The 17,949-nt window shown below is 67.5% G+C and carries 20 protein-coding genes; 11 read left to right on the top strand and 9 right to left on the bottom strand.

The genetic code is table 11. From position 1 onward, the window contains the following. Positions 1–96: 96 nt before the first annotated feature. Positions 97–1,350 (bottom strand): IS3 family transposase, encoded by a 1,254-nt coding sequence (locus BO221_RS28465; protein WP_158079924.1) that lies wholly within the window; start codon positions 1,348–1,350, stop codon positions 97–99. A gap of 277 nt (positions 1,351–1,627) precedes the next feature. On the opposite strand from BO221_RS28465, the gene BO221_RS28470 reads away from it, so the two are divergent. Next, a complete protein-coding gene (locus tag BO221_RS28470) occupies positions 1,628–2,989 on the top strand; it encodes a hypothetical protein (protein ID WP_073563650.1) in 1,362 nt (453 codons plus the stop codon). Between the two features lie 218 nt (positions 2,990–3,207). Here BO221_RS28470 and BO221_RS54045 read toward each other — a convergent pair whose 3' ends face one another. From BO221_RS54045 to BO221_RS54050, 3 genes are read right to left on the bottom strand one after another with little or no spacing between them, the layout of a single operon-like run. Continuing rightward, positions 3,208–3,822, bottom strand: coding sequence for a hypothetical protein (locus BO221_RS54045; protein WP_143195728.1), 615 nt, complete (start codon positions 3,820–3,822; stop codon positions 3,208–3,210). Between the two features lie 28 nt (positions 3,823–3,850). Further along, positions 3,851–4,306, bottom strand: coding sequence for an Imm26 family immunity protein (locus BO221_RS28475; protein ID WP_073563652.1), 456 nt, complete (start codon positions 4,304–4,306; stop codon positions 3,851–3,853). Between the two features lie 2 nt (positions 4,307–4,308). Continuing rightward, on the bottom strand, positions 4,309–5,022 hold the full coding sequence (locus BO221_RS54050; RefSeq protein ID WP_143195729.1) for a hypothetical protein: 714 nt from the start codon (positions 5,020–5,022) through the stop codon (positions 4,309–4,311). A gap of 582 nt (positions 5,023–5,604) precedes the next feature. Here BO221_RS54050 and BO221_RS28480 point away from each other — a divergent pair. From BO221_RS28480 to BO221_RS28510, 7 genes are all read left to right on the top strand, one after another. Beyond that, positions 5,605–6,231 carry an SRPBCC family protein gene (locus BO221_RS28480; RefSeq protein WP_073563654.1) on the top strand — a complete coding sequence of 209 codons (627 nt, stop codon included), beginning with the start codon at positions 5,605–5,607 and terminating at the stop codon, positions 6,229–6,231. Continuing rightward, positions 6,231–6,560 carry a helix-turn-helix transcriptional regulator gene (locus BO221_RS28485; protein ID WP_073563656.1) on the top strand — a complete coding sequence of 110 codons (330 nt, stop codon included), beginning with the start codon at positions 6,231–6,233 and terminating at the stop codon, positions 6,558–6,560. The genes BO221_RS28480 and BO221_RS28485 overlap by 1 nt, the downstream gene beginning before the upstream one ends. A gap of 129 nt (positions 6,561–6,689) precedes the next feature. Then, on the top strand, positions 6,690–7,679 hold the full coding sequence (locus tag BO221_RS28490; RefSeq protein WP_073563658.1) for a hypothetical protein: 990 nt from the start codon (positions 6,690–6,692) through the stop codon (positions 7,677–7,679). Positions 7,680–7,747: 68 nt separating this feature from the next. Further along, positions 7,748–8,794: a hypothetical protein gene (locus BO221_RS28495; protein ID WP_073563660.1), complete on the top strand. Its 1,047-nt coding sequence runs from the start codon at positions 7,748–7,750 to the stop codon at positions 8,792–8,794. A gap of 32 nt (positions 8,795–8,826) precedes the next feature. Next, complete coding sequence (locus tag BO221_RS28500) at positions 8,827–9,315, top strand: hypothetical protein (RefSeq protein ID WP_073563662.1); 489 nt, start codon at positions 8,827–8,829, stop codon at positions 9,313–9,315. 107 nt (positions 9,316–9,422) lie between these two features. Then, positions 9,423–9,812, top strand: a complete 390-nt coding sequence (locus BO221_RS28505) for a hypothetical protein (protein ID WP_143195730.1) — start codon at positions 9,423–9,425, stop codon at positions 9,810–9,812. Positions 9,813–9,919: 107 nt separating this feature from the next. Continuing rightward, positions 9,920–11,311, top strand: coding sequence for a sensor histidine kinase KdpD (locus BO221_RS28510; RefSeq protein WP_073563666.1), 1,392 nt, complete (start codon positions 9,920–9,922; stop codon positions 11,309–11,311). On the opposite strand, the gene BO221_RS54985 is transcribed toward BO221_RS28510, so the two are convergent. Further along, positions 11,312–11,479 carry an OmpA family protein gene (locus BO221_RS54985; protein ID WP_158079925.1) on the bottom strand — a complete coding sequence of 56 codons (168 nt, stop codon included), beginning with the start codon at positions 11,477–11,479 and terminating at the stop codon, positions 11,312–11,314. It abuts the gene before it with no gap. A 46-nt stretch (positions 11,480–11,525) separates the two neighbouring features. Between BO221_RS54985 and BO221_RS28515 the strand changes: the two genes are divergently transcribed. Next, on the top strand, positions 11,526–12,947 hold the full coding sequence (locus BO221_RS28515) for a sensor histidine kinase KdpD (RefSeq protein ID WP_073563668.1): 1,422 nt from the start codon (positions 11,526–11,528) through the stop codon (positions 12,945–12,947). Between the two features lie 13 nt (positions 12,948–12,960). Here the strand turns inward: BO221_RS28515 and BO221_RS28520 are convergent, their stop codons facing one another. After that, positions 12,961–13,929 (bottom strand): multidrug resistance efflux transporter family protein, encoded by a 969-nt coding sequence (locus BO221_RS28520; protein ID WP_198956197.1) that lies wholly within the window; start codon positions 13,927–13,929, stop codon positions 12,961–12,963. Positions 13,930–13,991: 62 nt separating this feature from the next. Between BO221_RS28520 and BO221_RS28525 the strand changes: the two genes are divergently transcribed. After that, positions 13,992–14,219 carry a hypothetical protein gene (locus BO221_RS28525; protein ID WP_073563670.1) on the top strand — a complete coding sequence of 76 codons (228 nt, stop codon included), beginning with the start codon at positions 13,992–13,994 and terminating at the stop codon, positions 14,217–14,219. Positions 14,220–14,240: 21 nt separating this feature from the next. Here the strand turns inward: BO221_RS28525 and BO221_RS28530 are convergent, their stop codons facing one another. The 3 genes from BO221_RS28530 to BO221_RS28540 form a co-directional block, all read right to left on the bottom strand. After that, the gene (locus tag BO221_RS28530; protein ID WP_073563672.1) at positions 14,241–14,939 is read right to left on the bottom strand and encodes a triacylglycerol lipase; all 699 of its coding nucleotides are present in this window, start codon (positions 14,937–14,939) and stop codon (positions 14,241–14,243) included. Positions 14,940–15,022: 83 nt separating this feature from the next. Continuing rightward, positions 15,023–15,970, bottom strand: a complete 948-nt coding sequence (locus BO221_RS28535) for a DUF459 domain-containing protein (RefSeq protein WP_083681444.1) — start codon at positions 15,968–15,970, stop codon at positions 15,023–15,025. A gap of 90 nt (positions 15,971–16,060) precedes the next feature. Further along, entirely contained in the window at positions 16,061–16,834 is a 774-nt protein-coding gene (locus BO221_RS28540) for a GNAT family N-acetyltransferase (protein WP_073563674.1), read from the bottom strand. Between the two features lie 103 nt (positions 16,835–16,937). Here BO221_RS28540 and BO221_RS28545 point away from each other — a divergent pair, with 103 nt between their 5' ends. Next, positions 16,938–17,942, top strand: a complete 1,005-nt coding sequence (locus BO221_RS28545; RefSeq protein ID WP_073563676.1) for an alpha/beta fold hydrolase — start codon at positions 16,938–16,940, stop codon at positions 17,940–17,942. Positions 17,943–17,949: the final 7 nt, after the last annotated feature.

A 17,949-nucleotide genomic window follows, 5' to 3' on the forward strand; every position in this document is an offset into this window, starting at 1 on the left:
TGAATAGACAGCCATCCGCGGACAGACCGCTCCGCGGGACGGGCGTCCCTGGAACCACTTCTGGAATGACAGCAATAAAGAAAACTGAAGTGTCAACTACCCTGACACGGGGTTCCCTCGGGGAGGCTGGCGTCCAAGGGCTCGTGCCGCGTCGCTCAGGGGGTCGGTAGGTGTCAAGCAAGTTGTCGCGCAGAAGGCAAGCGGCGTGGGTCCAGCCGACCACCAGCGCCGGGGCCGGCGGGACCAGCGCTCGGGCCGTAATAGCCAGGCACGCTCGTAGATCTCGCGGCGGCGCGAGAGCCGGCTGTCCTCGCGTCCGAAGTACCTGTCATCCGGAGTGAGGAATTGCAGACCGCTGTGGAGATGCTGGGTGTTGTACCAGGCGACGAAGTGGCGGGCCCAGTCCCGGGCCCGCGCGAGCGAGTCAAAGCCCTCCGAGGGCAGGCCCGGCCGGGATTTGATGGTGCGGAAGAGCGCCTCGGAAAACGGGTTGTCATTGCTGACCCCGGGCCTGCTGAAACAGGGGAGGATGCCCATGCTCCGCAGGGTCTTACGCAGGGTCTCGCCCCGCATGGGCCGCCCGTTGTCCGAGCGCAGCACCAGTCCGGCTGGATCGAGCGCATGGCGCTCGCACGTGCCGCGGATGAGCCGTGCGGCGTGCTCCGCCGTCTCCTTCTGGTGCACCTGCCAGCCCATGATGCGGCGGCTGAAGATGTCCATCACGAGGTACAGGTAGAGGAAGCGTCCGCGCGTCGGCCCGCGCAGGGAGGTGATGTCCCAGCTCCAGATCTGGTTGGGCGCGGTCGCCAGGTGGGACGGCGGGGAGCGGGACCATGGGCGGGGGCGGGGATCGCGGCGCGGCTGGGCCCTGAGCAGCCGGTAGAGGGTGGACTCGGAGGCCACGTAGATCCCCTGGTCCGCCAACCGGGGGACGAGCTGCCGGGGAGACATGCCGCGGTACTTCGCGGAGTGCAGCAGTTGGAGCGCCTGGAGGCGTTCATGCTCCGAGAGCCGGTTGGCGGGTTGGCGGCGCGCCCGCGCCCTACGATCCTCGGCGTGCCAGGGGTTGCGCCAGCGCTGGAAGGTGCGCGCGGAGATGCCGGCCAGCCGGCAGGCCTTCGACAGCCGCGCCCCGCCCGCGAGAGCCTCCTCGACCAGGACACGAACCCGTTGTCGCTCCTGGGGCCCATGAAGACGGCCCCGCTGTCCAGTCCGAGGGCCCTGCGCCCGCTCGACGAGCCTGAGCAGCGCCAGTGCCTCCTCCAGCTCCTTCTCCCGCTGGCGCAGCTCCCGCTTCAAGACCGTCGCCTGTTCCACGTCAGCCCAGACTTCCCGAGCAAGCTCATGCATCTTGAGCATTCTCCTCGTGGATGGCGGTCAGGTCCTCCCCGAATCGCCGGACGCGTTGAAGCAGATGTAGGCCTCGGCCTGTTGAATTTCCGCCGGGGAAGCGACGTCGACGAAAGTCGCGCCGGCGAAGAGCACGAGCGCGACACACCCACTCATGCCGACGCCCGGGGGCAGAGACCGGAGCGTCCAGGCTCGAAACAGGAAGACCGTGATGCATCGGATGCACAGCTGGGGGGCAGTGCTTTTCGGCGTTCTGGTGGGTTGCACGACTCCCGAAATGGAGATGGAACGCGGGCTGAGACAGGCGCCGGATGAGGTGACGCTGACGCAACGGGAGGGCTGGCCCGGGGCGGTCCAGGTCCGGCGCACCGGAGAGGCCTTCAGTGGAAACGTCCTGCAACTGGAGACGGACCCGGAGGGCCGCATCTGGCTGATCCGCGGCGAGAAGGCGAACGGTGCCTCCGACAAAGACGCCGTCACGACGCTCGAGGTGTACGGGGCGGATGGCCGGAGAGCACTCTCCCTGGCACACGAGGAGGGAGTGCTCCCCTGGAGATTCGCGCTGCACCCCAGCGGTGAGGTGACACTCTTCGAGTTCGTGAAGGCCGCCGATGCGCGCACCGTCCGCCTCCGGCTGCGCCGTCTCTCTCCCGAAGGGGCCGTCATGCGGGAGCGCCTCTTCGAAGACGAGGGCCGCGCGGAGGAGCGGATCTACTACGACCTCGACCAGGAGCAGATCCTCTCCACCTCGACCGGCACGGACCCGCGGGATGTATGGCCCATTCCAAAGTACGCACGCCTGCGCGCGGTCGTACTCGGTGAGGAGGCCGTCTTCATGGCGATGACCCATGGGGTGAAGCTGTACCGGCTGGATGCCGAACTCCAGACGCGCTGGAGCGCCCAGGTCATGCCCGCCAACTATTGGAATGAGCTCCTCAACGCGGATCAGGAGCAGCTCGCACGGGACGAGCAGGGGAACATCCTCGTGGCCTGGAGCATGATCTCGAGCCAGGCGCGGGCCTACCGTCTCCACTTCGGGCGCGAGCTGCCCTGGAGCGGGGGCCGTCATGACATCGTCGTTCAGCGCTTCGGGCAGGACGGGCAGTTCCAGCTCGCGCGGACCTTCGGGCGGGAGGGGGACGAGGTGGAGCTCGCGGGCCTCGCCGTCCACCAAGGGGAGGTGGTCCTGGGCGCGATGGAGAACATCCTGAAGTCCGACCGCCCCAATGACACCACCGAGTGGGATTTTGTGCTGATGCGCGGACGCATGGAGGACGGTGTGCTCTCGCTCCACCGGACGCTCGACATCTCGCGGGAGGATTGGCTCAACGACTTCCGCGTCGATGCACGGGGCCATTGCTACTTCGCGGGCACCACGGACTTCGTCCAGGCGGACACGAACAGTTGGATCGAGCCCGGCAAGGGCCTGCTTCTGAAGACGGATGAGAACGGGGAGCGGCTCGGCATCTTGACGCTGACGGGGCCCCGGAACGTCGAAGTCACCCACCTGGCGTTCCGCCCTGACGGGACGATTCAGTTCGGTGGCAAGAGTGATGGCCCCCTCACCCACACGCCACCCGGCGAGTGGTTCAACGAGACGGTGCTGGGCCTCGCCTCGTTCCCTGCGCACGGAGGGTGACCGCGTCCAACACGGTGTGCTCACGGGCGGAAGGTATGCGCCCACCGCCAGATACACGCGTCCGGAGTATGAGCGCAGGTGACTCGTCGCTCCGGACGCGCAGTGGCGCTCCGTCGCGAAGGGCTGGGCGAGCAGTTACGAACAAAGGCCATTAGATTTGAACCATGGCCCGCTCCATCAGTCCCGCGCACTATCTGCTGTTCCAGACTGGATAGTTACTAGAGAAGAGAAGGAATCTTGGTCGGCAGGCTGACTCCGTTATCCTGTACTACCGAACGAAACTCATCCCTCTTACCAGTATTCTTCAAGAAGAAAGAATTCAAAGCATCCCGAAGTGTATAGGGATGGTTGTCGTGCGAGAAATTGGCCTGCACCGCCCTCACAATAGTCACGTCTATAGGCTGAGTCTCAATGAACCAAACAACAGAATCACTATTGCTGTTTGCCCACCCCAAAGAGTGAATATTGCCCTCCTCGAACGCATACCGCTTAAACGCTGATACAAATCCGGCCGTATTCAGAACCTCAAGTTGGCTTTCCTTCGGAACCTCCCCACCCAAATTCCTCACTAGACGAATAACAGCGTCCGCCAATTCATTCACCGGAACCAACCCGTTACGCAGAAGTGCGCAGAATAGCGACAGCCTCCGCACTGGGTATTTTCCCATCCACTCATACCAGACTCTCCGAACAGTTTGCGGATCGGCAGCCTGAAAGAGCAGAAGATGCTCTGGATGTTCGCCGAGAAAAGATACGACGTCATTCGGATCGGACACAATGCTCCGCACGACAACATCGCAAACCACGCTGTTGGACTGAAGTTCACGAAGCACAGCATTCAATTCGCTCCTATGAGCGTGCCTATTTCAGGCGCACCTTCAAACGCTCCACCGCGGCATTAGGCTGACCCATGAAGAAGTCGAGCAGGCGTTGCTCGACTCCCACCTCTTCCCAGGCAGCCGAGCGCTCAAGTCCGATACACTCCTGGGGCTCCGCGCTTCTCTCATTGCCACCGGTGTCGAAGATGGTGCAGTCGCGGAAATTCCCAATGTCCTGCATGAACTGGACAATCGGTTGAGAGAACTGCTCCTCCAACTCTCTCCACCCGATGAACTCCCACGCCCGCTCCTCCATATGACGGACCATGATCTTGAAAAGGATAGGCTTCAAGGCAATCCGATCCAGATCTGAATCTGGAGTATCGGTCCTGTAATCGTAATAGGCATCATGTGGCAGTTTGAGCACTCTGCCGTAACCGAAAGAACCGTCGGCAAGGGGGATTCTCAAGAACGAGCCCGGTTTGTAGATTCGCGGCATCCCTAGTATCCCGTGTAGGGGTGAAGTTGGCCCCACAACTCTGTCGCGGCGGAGTGGAACCCTCTGCCTTGTGGATTTTCTTTCGCCACGCCACGTACGACATTCTCGGTGCGATAAGGCTCTCCAGTGTCAGAGCGGGCTCCACCGAGGAAATCAATCAACTGCTGTTCTCTCCCGCGAATCCGCCAATAAGCGGCATCGCCATACCTCTGACTGTAGTCAACGGCGGTGCCAACATCGAATCGATCAGTCTGCGCCAGGTCGAACACGGCGCCCGTTGGTTCAGCATTCTCGTCCAAGTGGTGATTCCCATCTCGAAGAAGAACCGCCAATGCAGCTTGAACTCGGAGAGGCGCATCAAGATCGACGACCATGCTGGTTCGCCCGGCATAGTAGCGGTGGGTCATCTGATTGAGCTTCGTGTAGGTGACATAGATGCGCCCCAGCCTCTTGCCGGTGCTCTCGTCGGATTTCGACCTGGGTACTGCGCCAGGCGGAGGTGCCACATCCCGGTATTGACCTTGAACCCACCCCTTCACGTCTCCAAAGTGTGTGCCGTAATACTCGTCCGCGATCTCGATGGGAGTCTTCTCCCCATCCAGGACCGCACGAGCCGTCAAGCAGACCAGCAACCCACTGCCCACGGCCGCGACAAACGCTCCCCCCACTACCACCGCATCCCCTGCAGCACCGCCGGCCCCGACCTCCGCGCCCACGCCTCCTTCAAGCACCAACCTGAGCACGCCCCGGGGAATGCCGTTCCCCAGGCCCTCACCTGACAGCCCTTTCAGGACAGGGGCCGAACTTGGGGCAGGGGGAGCCACGGGCGCAGATCCCGCCGACGCGACAAGCACCACGTGAACACCCGCGCGAGCTGAGGATACCTCCTCCTTCCAGGCTCCAGCCGCCTCGTCACGGGACGGGACATAGACACAGAGCCTCTGCGCATCCGGAGCATGACGGACGCCTGGAGCAGCGCCGCTACACCCCATCAGGGCCACGCAGAGCAGTACCAGTGAACAGCGCATCACGTAGCACCTCGGGTGTCGGTTCCCGCCTTGAGCGTCCGACTCTACGGAATCCCATGAGTGGCGGCAGCCCAGGGGGCTGGAGCCCTTGCCACTCTCGCCCGGCAAGGGCTCCAAGGGGACCAAAAGGGGACCAACCCTGGCGCTCAGCCTCCCAAGATGCTCGCCAGCCCCCCGCCCGGCCGTCATGGCCGCCGTACCCAGCGGCTATTTAAGTCTGTCCTAATATAAGTGCGGGCTGTAATGTTTCTGGAGACAGGAGGTCCGCACATGCTGCACAACGCCATTGGCGCCGAGGTGCGCGAGTTCGTCGAGCGTGAGCACGAAGGCAAGCCAGCTCGCGTGGTGGTCGCCAGCCGCCTCTACCCCACCGATGCCGAGGACCTGTGGGATGCCCTCACCAACATCGAGCGCATCCCGCGCTGGTTCTCGCCCATCGAGGGAGAGCTGCGCCTGGGCGGCCGGTATCAGCTCAAGGACAACGCCAGCGGGACCATTACCCGCTGTGAGCGGCCCACCGCCTTCGACATCACCTGGGAGTTCGGCGGCGGCATGAGCTGGGTGACCGTCCGCCTGGCACCGGAGGGCAAGGACACGCGGCTGACGCTCGAGCACATCGTGCACGCCTCCAACGCCGACGAGCACTGGACCCGGTTCGGGCCCGGCGCCGCGGGCGTGGGCTGGGAGCTGGGATTCCTGGGCCTGGGCCTCCACGTCGAGAACGGCGAATCCGTTCCCCCGGAAGCCAACGCCGCCTGGATGGCCTCTGACGAGTCCAAGGCCTTCATGCGCGCGAGCGCCGAGGCCTGGGGGGCGGCCCACATCGCGGCCGGCGAAGCTCCAGAGGTGGCCCGCGGGATGGCCGAGCGCACGGCGGCGGCCTATACGAGTGGCTGATGCATGCCTTCGACGTCCTCGGCGATCCGGTTCGCCGTCGCATCCTCGAGCTGCTGGCGGAAGGCGAGCACGCCTCGGGCGAGATCGTGGCCGTGGTCCAGCGCGAGTTCGGCATCACCCAGTCTGCGGTCTCGCAGCACCTGAAGGTCCTGCGCGAGAGCGGCTTCGCCACGGTGCGGGTAGACGGGTCCCGGCGGCTCTACGCCATGGACGCCGCGCCCCTGGCGGAGGTGGACGCCTGGCTGAACCGCTTCCGTGCGTTCTGGACGCCGCGGCTGGATGCCCTGGCCACCGAGGTGGCTCGGGGCAAGAAGAAGCGGGGCGACTGAACCCCTTCGGGTAGGCATCCATCCCACAGCCACTGCGAACCAGGAGTGCTCGCGGAGCAGCAACATTCTCCACGGGCTCGCGATAATCTGGGGTGACGGTTTTCCTCTTCGATTTCCCTGGAGTTCTCCATGGCCCCCCGCATCGGTGATCCGCGGCCAGTTCCCCAGCAGCCCCAGCCCACGACCGCCAGGCCGGCCACCCCCACGGTGACCCCCCCCACGGCGAAGCCCGCCGCGGGCAACGCGCAGGCGCAGCAGCAGGATCGGTTCGACCAGCCCATCAACCTGATCGGCAGGGCCGCCAACGCCGTGAAGAGCGTCACGGACACGGTCCTCGGGCGCGCGACGAAGACCACCAACGGGCAGCGGACGTTCGGCCCCTTCAACCTCGGCAGCCAGCCCCGCTCGACGGTGGAGCCGATGAACACGCGCGGGAGCCGCGCCGCGAGCGTGCTGGGCACGGCCGCCAGCGTCGCGCAGCTTCCGGGTGCCACCTACACGGCCTTCCGGGACGCCCGCAACTTCGTCCAGAACGCCACGGCGGAGAACGGCATCAAGGCGGCGGGCTCCGGGGCGAGCTTCCTCTCGACGGCCGCCAACGTGGCCAAGGGCGCCATCGAGACGGGCAACCTGATCCGCAACTTCCGGGGCATCCGCGACGCGGCCGCCCAGACCATGCTCCAGAGGGCGCCGGATGCCGCCCGCTCGGTGGTCAACCGCGTGGCTGGCGAGGCCGCGCAGCAGGTGCTCGATGGCGCCTCGCGTCAGGTAGCGCGCGGCGCGGCTGCCCGCGTGGCCACCGAGGGCCTGGAGGCCGCGGCCCGGGCGGGCGCCACCGCCGCGCGTGGGGCCGCTCCTCACGTCCTGGCCGCCACCGCCGGCAGGGCCGCGTCCCGGTTCGTGCCGGGCCTCAACGTGGCGATCGCCGCGGCGGACACCGCCGCCTTCGGGGCGGAGGTGGCCAACGCCTTCCGCAGCGGCGAGCCGAACTGGGGCAAGCTCGCCACCGGCGGCATCACCGCGCTGGGCTCCATCGCCGCCGCGACGAACATCCCCGTGGTCAGCCAGGTGGGCGCGGCCGTCTCGACGGTCTCCAGCCTCGTCGGCTCGTTCTTCTAGCCGCCCCGGCACTCTGGACCTTCGGCCCCCGCCGCAGGTGTGTTATCGAAGGTCCAGAGCGAGGCACCATGGACGAAATCAAGGGGCTCCTGAACAAGATCCCCGCGGCGCTGGCGCTGGACAACGCGCCCGTGAAGCTACCGGAGGTGCAGGCCCCCTCCCTTGAGGGACTCACCGCGGAGTTGTCCCCCCGGCCCATCACCCAGGACGATCTCCTCGAGCGTCTGGCGGAGCTGGTGCGCGAGCATGCGCGGCGGCGTGACCGCACCGGGGAAGAAACCGTGGCCGATGGTGACGAGGTTCTGCTCGACACCATCGGCTATGCCCAGGGGCGCATCATCCCCTTCTCCGTCCGGGAGAATGGGTGGGCCCTGGTGAATCCGGATCCCCTGTTGCCCGGCTTCTACGAGGCGCTGGTGGGCCGTCAGGTAGGGCTCTCCGTGGACATCGCGCTCACCCTCCCCCCGGACCATCCGGTCGAGGCGCTGCGCGGCGTTCCGGCGCGCTTCCTCGTGGATGTGAAGCAGGCGCGCGAGCTGACGCTGCCGGACCCCGGGTCTCCGGAGTTCATCGCGTCGCTCGGGCGTGGCGCCACCCTCCCGGAAGTCATGCGTCACCTGGGCGAGGAGCTCGCCAACGAGCGCCTGGATGAAGCCGAGCGCGAGGCCCGCGAGCAGGTGCTCGACGTGCTGGTCGAGCGCGCCAGGGTGGAGGTGCCCACGGCGCTGGTGGATGAGGAGATCCGCCGCCGCTGGGTCGAGGCCGAGCGGCCGATCCTCCAGCGCAAGGCCTTCGAGCCCGACGAGCTCCAGCAGGCGCTGGACGCCTGGCTCCAGGATCCGCTCACCCGGGCCGATGCCGCGCGGCGCCTGGGAATCGCCCTCGTGCTGGCCGCCATCGCCCGGCGCGATCAGATTCAACCCCAGCGCGAGGCGCTGGATTCGATCGCGGAGCTGCTGACGGGGCCGGCGAAGATCCCCCGTGAGGAGCTGAAGCGGGTGCTGCAGAGCGATGCGGCGGCGCAGGAGCGGCTCGCCAACGTGATGATGCAGCTGGCGGCCCTCGATCACGTCATGTCGAAGGTGAAGCTCACCGCGCCTGGTTCTGGCGCCTGACACCTCCAGCCATGGGCCTTCTGGAATCCTGGATGTTCCGCGGCTGGCCGCGCCCCATGCAGCCAGCGTCGCTCACGCTGGACGTGGGCTCGGCGCGACTGGGGACCATCGCCCTGGGGGCGCCCGCCCGCCTCCTGGCGGAGAACCTGGGGCCCCCCGTCTCCTACTGGCTGATGCGTCAGCGGGGGTGGTGGCTCTATCCGGAGCGTGGCCTGTCTTTCGAGGTGAAGAACGATCGCATCATCTCCATGGCCATCGTCGTTGCCCAGCCGGAGACATCCCTGCTCCAGCGCTTCGTGGACCGGTTCCAACCCTTCTCCGGGCTCGTGCGCCTCGGGCATGGCACGGAGCGCGCGTCCAACCTCCAGGAGCGGACGTTCCGCGAGGCCCTGGGAACACCCATGGAGACCGAGCGCGATCGGGAGGCGCTCGCGCTGACGTTCCGCGTGGGTGGAGTGCACGTGGATACGGAGTTCCTCCCCAACGGACGTCTCAAGCACCTGGTGCTCTTCCCAGAATGAGTCTGGCTCCGAGGCGGAGGCAGTCGATGATCCGATGTGCCGCGTTGGTCATGTTGCTCTGCAGCTGCGCGACCCCCGGTGGAGGTCAGGAGATGAAAGAGCGCCCCATGCGTAAAGGCGATCCAGAACCGGTCCACGAATTCGAACCGGGGCCGGCGGTCACGGACACGAAGGCCCTGACGGCCTGGCTCGAAGCGAACCGCGGGAAGCGTCTTCGCCTGCCCGTGGTGATCGAGCTCGGGGAGCCCGGCCATCGCTTCAAGCGCTCCCGCGTGGGAGACGTCGAGCTCCACGTGACGGACCTGGCGCTCGGGGTGCCGCTGAGCGAGCGGATCGCGCAGAAGTGCGGGCGCGATGCGGCCCGCTGCGCACTCTGGCTCGAGGGCCGCTACGGGGAGAAGCCGCCGTTCCCGGATGACCGCCCTCAATACGAGGTCCTCAAGGTGGGCGGCGTCGTGGACGAGACGGTGGAGTTGAAGGGCGAACGCGCGAAGTAGCTCGCGACGAGGCGCCCATGCTCCAGAAGTCGTCACTCGGCGGCCGGGGATGAACCCATGCCCGGCGGTATCGGTATGGTGACGGTTCCCACCTGGGGGTCGTCATCATGCGGCTACGGAGCCTCTTCCTCGTCGGCGCGGGTCTACTGGGACTGCTGAGCCTTGGGTCCGCGGCGAGCTTGTTCTGGATGAGCACCCAGTTCCAGTCGCGGACCACGAGCTTGAGCGACTCCATTGAAAGGGTGCACACCGCCGAGCAGTTGGCCCAGTCGCTCTTCATGCTCCAGGTGGTCCAGGAGTTCGCGAGCATCGATGCCTCGGACGTCGGGCCCCAGGTCAGCGTGGACGAGGCGCGCCGCCGGGTATCGGAGCTGCTGCCGCGGGTCGAGCAATACACAGACACCGCCCAGGAACGGGCGTTGATCGCGAATGCCCGCAGCCAGGTCGAGATGTACCTTCGCGCTCCAGCCCGGGAGCGGTTGTCCAAGCTGAGGGGGGCTTTCGAGGCAACCGAAGCCGTGTCCGCCTCGAGCATCGAGAGGGCTCGCGCCGTCCGCGATGAGGCCACACGGGTGAGCAACGCGGCGAGACTCATGGGAGGACTCCTCGCGACAGGCATCGTGATGGGGGCCGCTCTGGTGCTCGCCGTCACCCGCTCACGCCTCTATCTGCCACTCCTGTCGATCCGCCAGGCGCTGGCCGCCTTCAAGTCCGGACAGCGGGAGTCGAGGGTGGCGCAGGTGGGCCCCCTGGAGCTCCGCGAGGTGGCCGCCGAGTTCAACGACATGGCGGACACCCTGGTCAGTCAGGACGCGCGGCACCTCCAATTCCTGGCGGGAGTCGCCCATGATCTGCGCACCCCGCTCAATACCCTCAAGCTGTCGGCCCAGGTCCTCCTCCGCGCACCAGCGCCGCCTCCCCCCGAGAAGATCCGGGAGTCACTGGTGCGGATCTCCGCGCAGCTCGATCGGCTCGATCGCATGGTGGGGGACCTCCTGGAGCAGACCCGGATCGAGGCGGGCAATCTCGAGCTCCGCCTGGAGGACACCGATCTGCGCATCCTCGTGACGGATGTGGTCGAGCTCCACCGGCCCTCGAGCCAACAGCATCAGCTCGAGATCACCGTGCCCGACGGGCCCGTTCCGGTGCGCGGGGATCCGACGCGCCTCACCCAGGTGCTCACCAACCTCCTGAGCAATGCCATCAAATACTCGCCCCGGGGAGGCCGCGTGTGGGTGCGGCTCGAACACTCCCAGGAAGAAATCCTGCTCTCCGTCTCCGACGAGGGCGTGGGCATCCCTCCGGACGAGCACGAGCGCATCTTCGAGCCCTTCAGACGGAGCAAGGGCACGAGCGCGGAGATTCCCGGCATCGGACTGGGGCTCTCCGTTTCCCGCCGCATCGTGCGGGCCCATGGCGGAAACATCGAAGTGGTGAGTCAGGAAGGCGCCGGCTCGACCTTCCGCGTCCGGCTGCCGCACCAGCGGCCCCCCGCGTAATCACTGGGCGAAGGAGAGCTCGGCACGGCGGTTCTTCTCCACGGAGCCCTCGTTCGCCGGACGCTCCTCACCGTAGGACACCACGGCGATGCGCTGCGGCTCGACGCCCAGGCGCACGAGGTAGCTCCGCACGATGCCGGCGTGGGGGGCTGCCTGGAGACCGGTCACACAAGGGAGGCGTCCTCGGGTAAAGGAATTGCCAGGAGAGGGTGAGATGACGCCGAGCCTGAGAGGACAACGCACCGCGAGCGCCGCACTGCTGGGACTGGTGACGCTCATCACGGCGGGTGCGCTCGTCGCCGTCACCACCTGGATGGGGCGCGACAGTGTGCACCTGTGGCAGGCCGGCGAAAGCGTCCGGGCCGCGGAGGAGTTGGAGATCGCGCTGCTGCAGCACAGCCGGGAGCGGCGCCTCCTGGAGGTGACGGAGGCAGTGGAGCATGCGCACGCGATGCGGGAAGCCGAGACCCAGGCCCACTACTGGTTGGAGCAGGCCCGGGGCCATGTGGGAGGAGCGTCCGAGGCAGAGCTCCTCGCGGAAGTGGCGCGGGAAGTCGAGGCGTATTTCACACGAGCCCGGAGCGACTCAGCCTCCGGACTCCTGGTCGGAACGTCCGACCCAGCGCTCGAGACGATCCTGGAGCTGACCGAGCACCTCGTGAGCGTCAATGTCACCGATGCTCGCAACCTGATGGAGGAAGCCCAGCGCTGGGACCAGCGTGCCGACATCATCGGGCTTCTCGCCCTCCTGATGCTGTTGACGGGCGTCGGCGTGGTGCTCTGGGCCGAGCGGCGCCTCGTCTACCGCCCGGTGGAGCTCCTCCAGCGGGCCCTGGTGGGCTTGCAGCTCGGGTCCGCCTGGACACCGGCACCCGAGCTCGGAGCCCAGGAGCTGCGGAACATCGCCCGTGCCTTCAACGACATGGTGTCCCGGCTGGAGCGGCAGCGGGAGGCGCAGGTGAGCTTCCTCGCGGGGGTGGCCCATGATCTGCGCAACCCCATCACGGCCTTGAAGCTGGCCGCGAGCGGAGCCGGTTCAGGGGAGATTCCACCCGAGCGGGCCCTGCAGCGGCTCGCCATGGTCGAGCGGCAGGTGGAGCGGCTGGGGCGCATGGTGAACGACCTGCTCGATACGACCCGCATCGAGGCCGGACAGCTGGATCTCCACCTGGCAGAGCATGACCTCGCCGAGCTCGTGCGGGAGGCGGTGGAGCTCCACCGGCCCATCTCCGACCGGCATGTCCTGGAGCTCCAGGTCCCCGAGCACCCCACCCCCGTTCGTTGTGACGCGACACGGATCTCCCAGGTGCTCAACAACCTGCTGAGCAACGCCATCAAGTACTCACCCGAGGGGGGACCGGTGCGCATCCACCTCATGCCAGCGGACGGCGGCTACCGCATCACGGTGACGGACTCGGGAGTGGGCATCGCGCCCGCCGAGAAGGAGAGCATCTTCGAGCCCTTCCGCCGGAGTGCCTCCACGCGCGAAACCATCCCAGGCGTGGGGCTCGGGCTGGCGGTGGCGCGGAAGATCCTGGCGGCACACGGCGGCTCGATGGACGTCGAGAGCGAGCCGGGAAAGGGCTCGACGTTCTCCGTGAGGCTGCCCATCACGAACGCCCCCCAGTCCGCCTGATGAATCGGCCGCCTCACGTCTGTACCGCGGCGGGCTCCAGCTCGGCGGCCACGCTGACGCGGCTGTAGAGCACCATGCCCACCACGATGAGCCCGGCGCCCACGAAGCTGAACGCGGAAGGCCACGACTCACCCAGGAAGAGCACGCCCAACAGCAGCGCGAAGAGCAGCTCGGTGGCCTGCGTGGCCTCCACGGCGGACAGTCCCACCGGGTTGTTCGCCGTCATCTGGGCGGCTCGGAAGAACAGGGTGGTGGCGATCACCCCCGAGGAGAGCGCGATCCCCGCCGACTGCAGCACCTGCCCCGCCGGGGGCCACCCCACCTTCGCATAGCCGTAGGCCGCCACGCCCAGCCAGAAGGGCAGGCTTCCCAACGTCATCCCCAGCACCCGCTGGCTGGCATCCAGGGAGACGCCCTCACGCTCCAGGTGCAGCATCACCCGGCGGTTGCCCAGCGGGTACGCGACGGCGGCGATCAACACGAAGAGCAGCGCCAGCCAGGCGCTCGCGGGCATGGCGAGCTGGAAGTGCCCCAACTGCATGACGAGCACGCCCAGGACGATCAACGAGCCCATGCCCACGGCCTTGAGGGGGATGCGCCGGCGCGCGTCGGTGTAGATGAACGGCGACAGCAGCGGACCGGCGAGCACCGTGAGCTGGAAGGAGCCGGCGATCAGCCACGAGGGCCCGTAGTCCGCCGACACGGTGAGGAACGCGTAGAAGACGCCGAAGCCCACGCTGCTCCAGAGCAACCACTCGCCCGGGTGCCTCCTCAGCTCGGCCCCCAACGGCCGCAGGCCCCCATGCGCCGCCACCAACACCGACATCAGCGGCAACATGATGAAGTAGCGCAGCGACGCGCTCCAGGCCCAGAACCCACCCTCCGCCGCCATGTTGCGGTTGAGCACGTAGGTCATGGTGAAGAACAGCGCCGAGGCCAGTCCGAGCAGGATCGCCAGCAGTGCCGAGGAGGACTTTTTCATGGGGGGACGTGCACGCGGAGAACCCCTGGTTATCATGGGTTGCCCCGTTCCAAGGAACCCCCGTGAGCTCCATCCTCATCCGCGTCGTCTGTGGTCTGCTCTTCGCCGCGATGGCCCTCGGGGCCGTGGTCCATCCCCCCGCCAACCTCAACCAGGGTCTGGGCATGCTCCTGCCGGGGGCCATGCTGCTGAACTACGCCATCAAGGGCCCGCGCCGCTCGACGATTCCGAAGAAGCCGGCCCCCGCCCCCGCCCCCACGCCTGGCGACTCCGGGCGCACCCAGGTCTGAGACACCACCCGGGCGCAGGGCTCAGGGACCGCCGGGCGGCAACACGACCGGCAGGGGCTGGAAGTCCTCCGGACGCTCCACCGTGAGGGCCTCCACCACCGAGCGGAGGACCCGCCCGTCGCGCAGCATCAGCGGGTGGAGGACGATGGGGAAGGTCCGCTCCCGCGCCCCGGCCAATTGGGAGGAACGGGCCGGGATGATCATCAGATCCAGCGGCGTCCAGAGGGTGAAGACCTGGACGTCCCCGAATGGGGCCTCATCCGCGGCGAGCCCCCGCAGCAACTCGCTGTCCGGCCGCATGTCGCGTGCGCCGGGGTTGGCTCGCAGCCAGCCCATGAGCGTTCCCGCGTGGGGACCGGAGATGGACACGAAGCGGCGCACGTGATTCCGCCCCTCCAGCCGCTGCAGGTAGTAGCGGCTGACGAGCGCCCCCATGCTGAAGGCCACCACGTCAATCCGCGCATGGCCCGTCCGCGCGCGCAGGCTCTCGGCCGCCCCGGCCACCTGATCGGCCATGACGGAGATGGGAGCGTCCCCGTTGTTGGGCTTCATCTCGATGATCTGCACGTCCTGGAAACCGGCTCGGGCCAGCGCGTCCGCGAGCGGCGCCAGGGTCCTCGCGTCGTCGTCGATGCCGTGCACCAGGAGCACGGGCACCCGCTCGGAGGCAACGGCGGGGGACGGCGCGGTGGCTGGGACACGTGCGGAGGCGGAGGTCATGGAGATGGCTCCGCACGAGCATGTCGCCATCGCCAGCAGACACGCAACCAGGCGCGTCAACGGAGTGTTTCCATTCCCGTTCCTCACGGATAGCAAAGGGCCATGGGCATCGACGTCATCGGCGCTTCCGATACGGCGTCGAACTCGCGGCAGATCGCCGGCTCCCGTGCACGGGTCTCCGCCTCCACCGGCGGGGCAGCCGAAGGAGTCTCGGAGGGCGGCGAGGCCGCGGAGACAACCGGGGCCTCGGCCACGGCCGCCGGCTTCGGGGTACCGGGTTTCGGCTCTTCGCCCCCGGGCCCGAACAGTCCGATGACCGCGGGATGGACCCTGGTGGCGAAGTACCGGCCGCCCGCCAACGTGAAGTGGACCCCATCCTCCATCTTCAGCCGCATCGGCTTGCGGAAGCCCTGGACCCGGGCCTCTTTCAGGAGGTCCCCCTTCGCGTCGGTGAAGAACGGCTTCGTCTCGAGGTACTTCGAGGTCTCATGGGCCGACACGGCCTCGCGCAGGATGCGCCGGATGATGCCCAGCTTGCGCTCGAACTTCGGCAGCCCGGTGTACGGCAGCTCGACCCAGAGGATCTTCCGGCCGGGCGCATGGAGGACGCCCAGGAAGTCCACGACGCGCTGACGGTACGCGTCCTCCCAGCCCGTGGCGCCCCACTGGACCTTCGCCTTGCCCTTCTCGTCCGTGAGCCCCTGCCCGTCATTGCCGCCCATGATGACGACGACGACATCCGGCCGGTGGCGCTCGACCTCCTCGCGCCCCACCGCCATCCAGTCGAAGAAGTCCGGGCGGGCGAGCCCGGTGGAGGACTTCGCCCGCCGCATGGCGCGGGTGCCCGGGTGCTCGTTCAGCAACGTCTCGAGGTACTCGCCGAAGCTGGTGACGATGAGGCTGTCTCCGAGCAGCAGCACCGTCCGGGCCGGAGGGGCTTCCAGCTTTCCGTCCGGCGCTGGGTCCGCCCGTACCACTCCGGTGGACAGGACGGCGAGGCACACGAGCACACGAGCGAGGTGGGTCTGCATCTCGCGCGCAAGCTACCGCGCCCGTGCGCGACTGAGAACAAATCGGCCTGGCCCTTCCCCGCCCGCCCGGTGGAGGAGGGACCGGGCGTCTCAACCCGGGACACTCATGAAGAGCATCCGCGTCAGGAACCGGAACCCCACCCGCTCGTAGATGCGTCCGGCCTCCTCGGTGATGGTGCTCAGGAACAGCACCTCCACGCCCCGCGCGAAGGCCTCCTGCGCCACCCGGGACGTCACCGCGGTACCGAGTCCCCGCTTGCGGAAGCGCTCGAGCGTGGCCACACCGCCGAGCTCGGCAATGCCTTCCCACGGTGGGGTGAACGTGCCGACCACGGCGGGTTGCCCCTCCACATACCCCACCACCGCCCTGCCCTCCCGGAGCTCCTCCAGCGTCTTGGAGACATCCTCCTCGGAGGCCTCGTAGGGCTCGCCCGGCGCGAAGGCATGCCGCGAGGTGGTGCAGTACGTGCGCGCCTCCTCGCGGGAAGACCCGGACGAGAGCACCGAGAACGAGAGCCCCTCCGGTGCCGCCACGGGCGTGAAGTGCTCGCGCGTGCAGACCATCAACCGCGCCTCGGCCTCCAACTGGAAGCCCTCGGCGAGCAGCGTGTCCGCCAGGGAGGGCGCCAGCTCGGAGATGTACTCGAAGCGGGGCACCCGGCTCCTCTTCTGGAACTCCTCCCGGAGCCGCCGCAAGGGCTCGCGCACGTCCCCCGTGATGGGCCCGTCCGGGATGGCGTAGTTGAAGTAGATGAGCGGGTCGTGCGGGTGGATGAACACCGTGAAGGGCGGAACCGGAATGGACTCGTAGCGCCCCGCGGCACTGCGGCGCATATACGACTGCAGGCGTTCGGTGAGGTTCATCGTGTCGAATCCTCGAACCGGCGGCGCCCGATGTCACGGTTTCCGGCGCGCAATCCCCGCTGACCGGTTAATGAGGTCCTCTCGTTCCCATCCCGGAGGACTCATGCCCGCTCAGCGTCTCCTGCTCGCACTCGCCCTGCTGCTCTCCGCACCCGTCTCCGCCCAGCCCCAGGCACAGAAGGCCCCCGAGGCCCTCGGCATCGCCATGGAGGGCTACCCCTACCCTGCCCCCGTCCAGTACCTCCCGCTCACGATTCAGGGCCAGGACGTCCGCATGGCCTACATGGACGTGCCTCCCTCGGGGAAGGCCAACGGCCGCACCGTCGTGCTGCTGCATGGGAAGAACTTCTTCGGCGCCTACTGGCGCGACACCCTCCGCGCCCTCAGCCAGGCGGGCTACCGCGTCGTCGTCCCGGACCAGATCGGCTTCGGCAAGTCCTCCAAGCCCGCGATCGACTACAGCTTCCACCTGCTCGCCAGCAACACGAAGCGGCTGCTGGAGCAGCTCGGCATCCAGAAGGCAGCGGTGGTGGGTCACTCCATGGGCGGCATGCTCGCCACGCGCTTCGCCCGCCTGTTCCCCGAGGCCACCACCCACCTCGTGCTGGAGAACCCCATCGGCCTCGAGGACTACCGCTTCGCCGTCCCCTGGCGCTCCACGGAGGAACTCTACCGCGGCCAGCTCGGCACCACCGAGGAGTCCATCCGCAACTACCAGAAGACCTACTACGTCACCTGGCGCCCCGAGTATGACGAGTACGTCCAGGTGATGTTCCGCCAGACGCTGAGCGGAGAGTACCCGCGCCTCGCCTGGGTCTCCGCCGCCACCGAGCAGATGATCTTCCAGCAGCCCGTGGTGCATGAGTTCCCCCTCGTGCAGGCCCCCGTGCTCCTCGTCATCGGACAGGAGGACCGCACCGTCGTCGGCCGCGCGCGCGTGGCTCCCGAGAATCTCTCCAAGCTCGGCCAGTACCCCGAGCTCGGCAAGCGCGCCGCCAAGGCGTTTCCCCGTGCGTCTCTCGTGGAGCTTCCCGGTGTGGGGCACATTCCCCACTTCGAGGCCCCAGAGAAGTGGCACACGGCCCTGCTCGGGTTCCTCGGGAAGTGAGCGTAGC

Origin of the sequence: Archangium sp. Cb G35 (genome assembly GCF_001896145.1) — a bacterium.
In the GTDB taxonomy this organism is placed as follows: Bacteria; Myxococcota; Myxococcia; order Myxococcales; family Myxococcaceae; genus Archangium; species Archangium violaceum.

What these genes read in the sequence shown, in the direction of transcription:
- BO221_RS28465 (WP_158079924.1), bottom strand. Translation starts at nt 1,350, where the DNA reads ATGCATGAGCTTGCTCGGGAAGTCTGGGCTGACGTGGAACAGGCGACG.
- BO221_RS28470 (WP_073563650.1), top strand. Translation starts at nt 1,628, where the DNA reads ATGGAGATGGAACGCGGGCTGAGACAGGCGCCGGATGAGGTGACGCTG.
- BO221_RS28475 (WP_073563652.1), bottom strand. Translation starts at nt 4,306, where the DNA reads ATGCCGCGAATCTACAAACCGGGCTCGTTCTTGAGAATCCCCCTTGCC.
- BO221_RS28480 (WP_073563654.1), top strand. Translation starts at nt 5,605, where the DNA reads ATGCTGCACAACGCCATTGGCGCCGAGGTGCGCGAGTTCGTCGAGCGT.
- BO221_RS28485 (WP_073563656.1), top strand. Translation starts at nt 6,231, where the DNA reads ATGCATGCCTTCGACGTCCTCGGCGATCCGGTTCGCCGTCGCATCCTC.
- BO221_RS28490 (WP_073563658.1), top strand. Translation starts at nt 6,690, where the DNA reads ATGGCCCCCCGCATCGGTGATCCGCGGCCAGTTCCCCAGCAGCCCCAG.
- BO221_RS28495 (WP_073563660.1), top strand. Translation starts at nt 7,748, where the DNA reads ATGGACGAAATCAAGGGGCTCCTGAACAAGATCCCCGCGGCGCTGGCG.
- BO221_RS28500 (WP_073563662.1), top strand. Translation starts at nt 8,827, where the DNA reads ATGTTCCGCGGCTGGCCGCGCCCCATGCAGCCAGCGTCGCTCACGCTG.
- BO221_RS28505 (WP_143195730.1), top strand. Translation starts at nt 9,423, where the DNA reads ATGCGTAAAGGCGATCCAGAACCGGTCCACGAATTCGAACCGGGGCCG.
- BO221_RS28510 (WP_073563666.1), top strand. Translation starts at nt 9,920, where the DNA reads ATGCGGCTACGGAGCCTCTTCCTCGTCGGCGCGGGTCTACTGGGACTG.
- BO221_RS28515 (WP_073563668.1), top strand. Translation starts at nt 11,526, where the DNA reads ATGACGCCGAGCCTGAGAGGACAACGCACCGCGAGCGCCGCACTGCTG.
- BO221_RS28520 (WP_198956197.1), bottom strand. Translation starts at nt 13,929, where the DNA reads ATGAAAAAGTCCTCCTCGGCACTGCTGGCGATCCTGCTCGGACTGGCC.
- BO221_RS28530 (WP_073563672.1), bottom strand. Translation starts at nt 14,939, where the DNA reads ATGACCTCCGCCTCCGCACGTGTCCCAGCCACCGCGCCGTCCCCCGCC.
- BO221_RS28535 (WP_083681444.1), bottom strand. Translation starts at nt 15,970, where the DNA reads ATGCAGACCCACCTCGCTCGTGTGCTCGTGTGCCTCGCCGTCCTGTCC.
- BO221_RS28540 (WP_073563674.1), bottom strand. Translation starts at nt 16,834, where the DNA reads ATGAACCTCACCGAACGCCTGCAGTCGTATATGCGCCGCAGTGCCGCG.
- BO221_RS28545 (WP_073563676.1), top strand. Translation starts at nt 16,938, where the DNA reads ATGCCCGCTCAGCGTCTCCTGCTCGCACTCGCCCTGCTGCTCTCCGCA.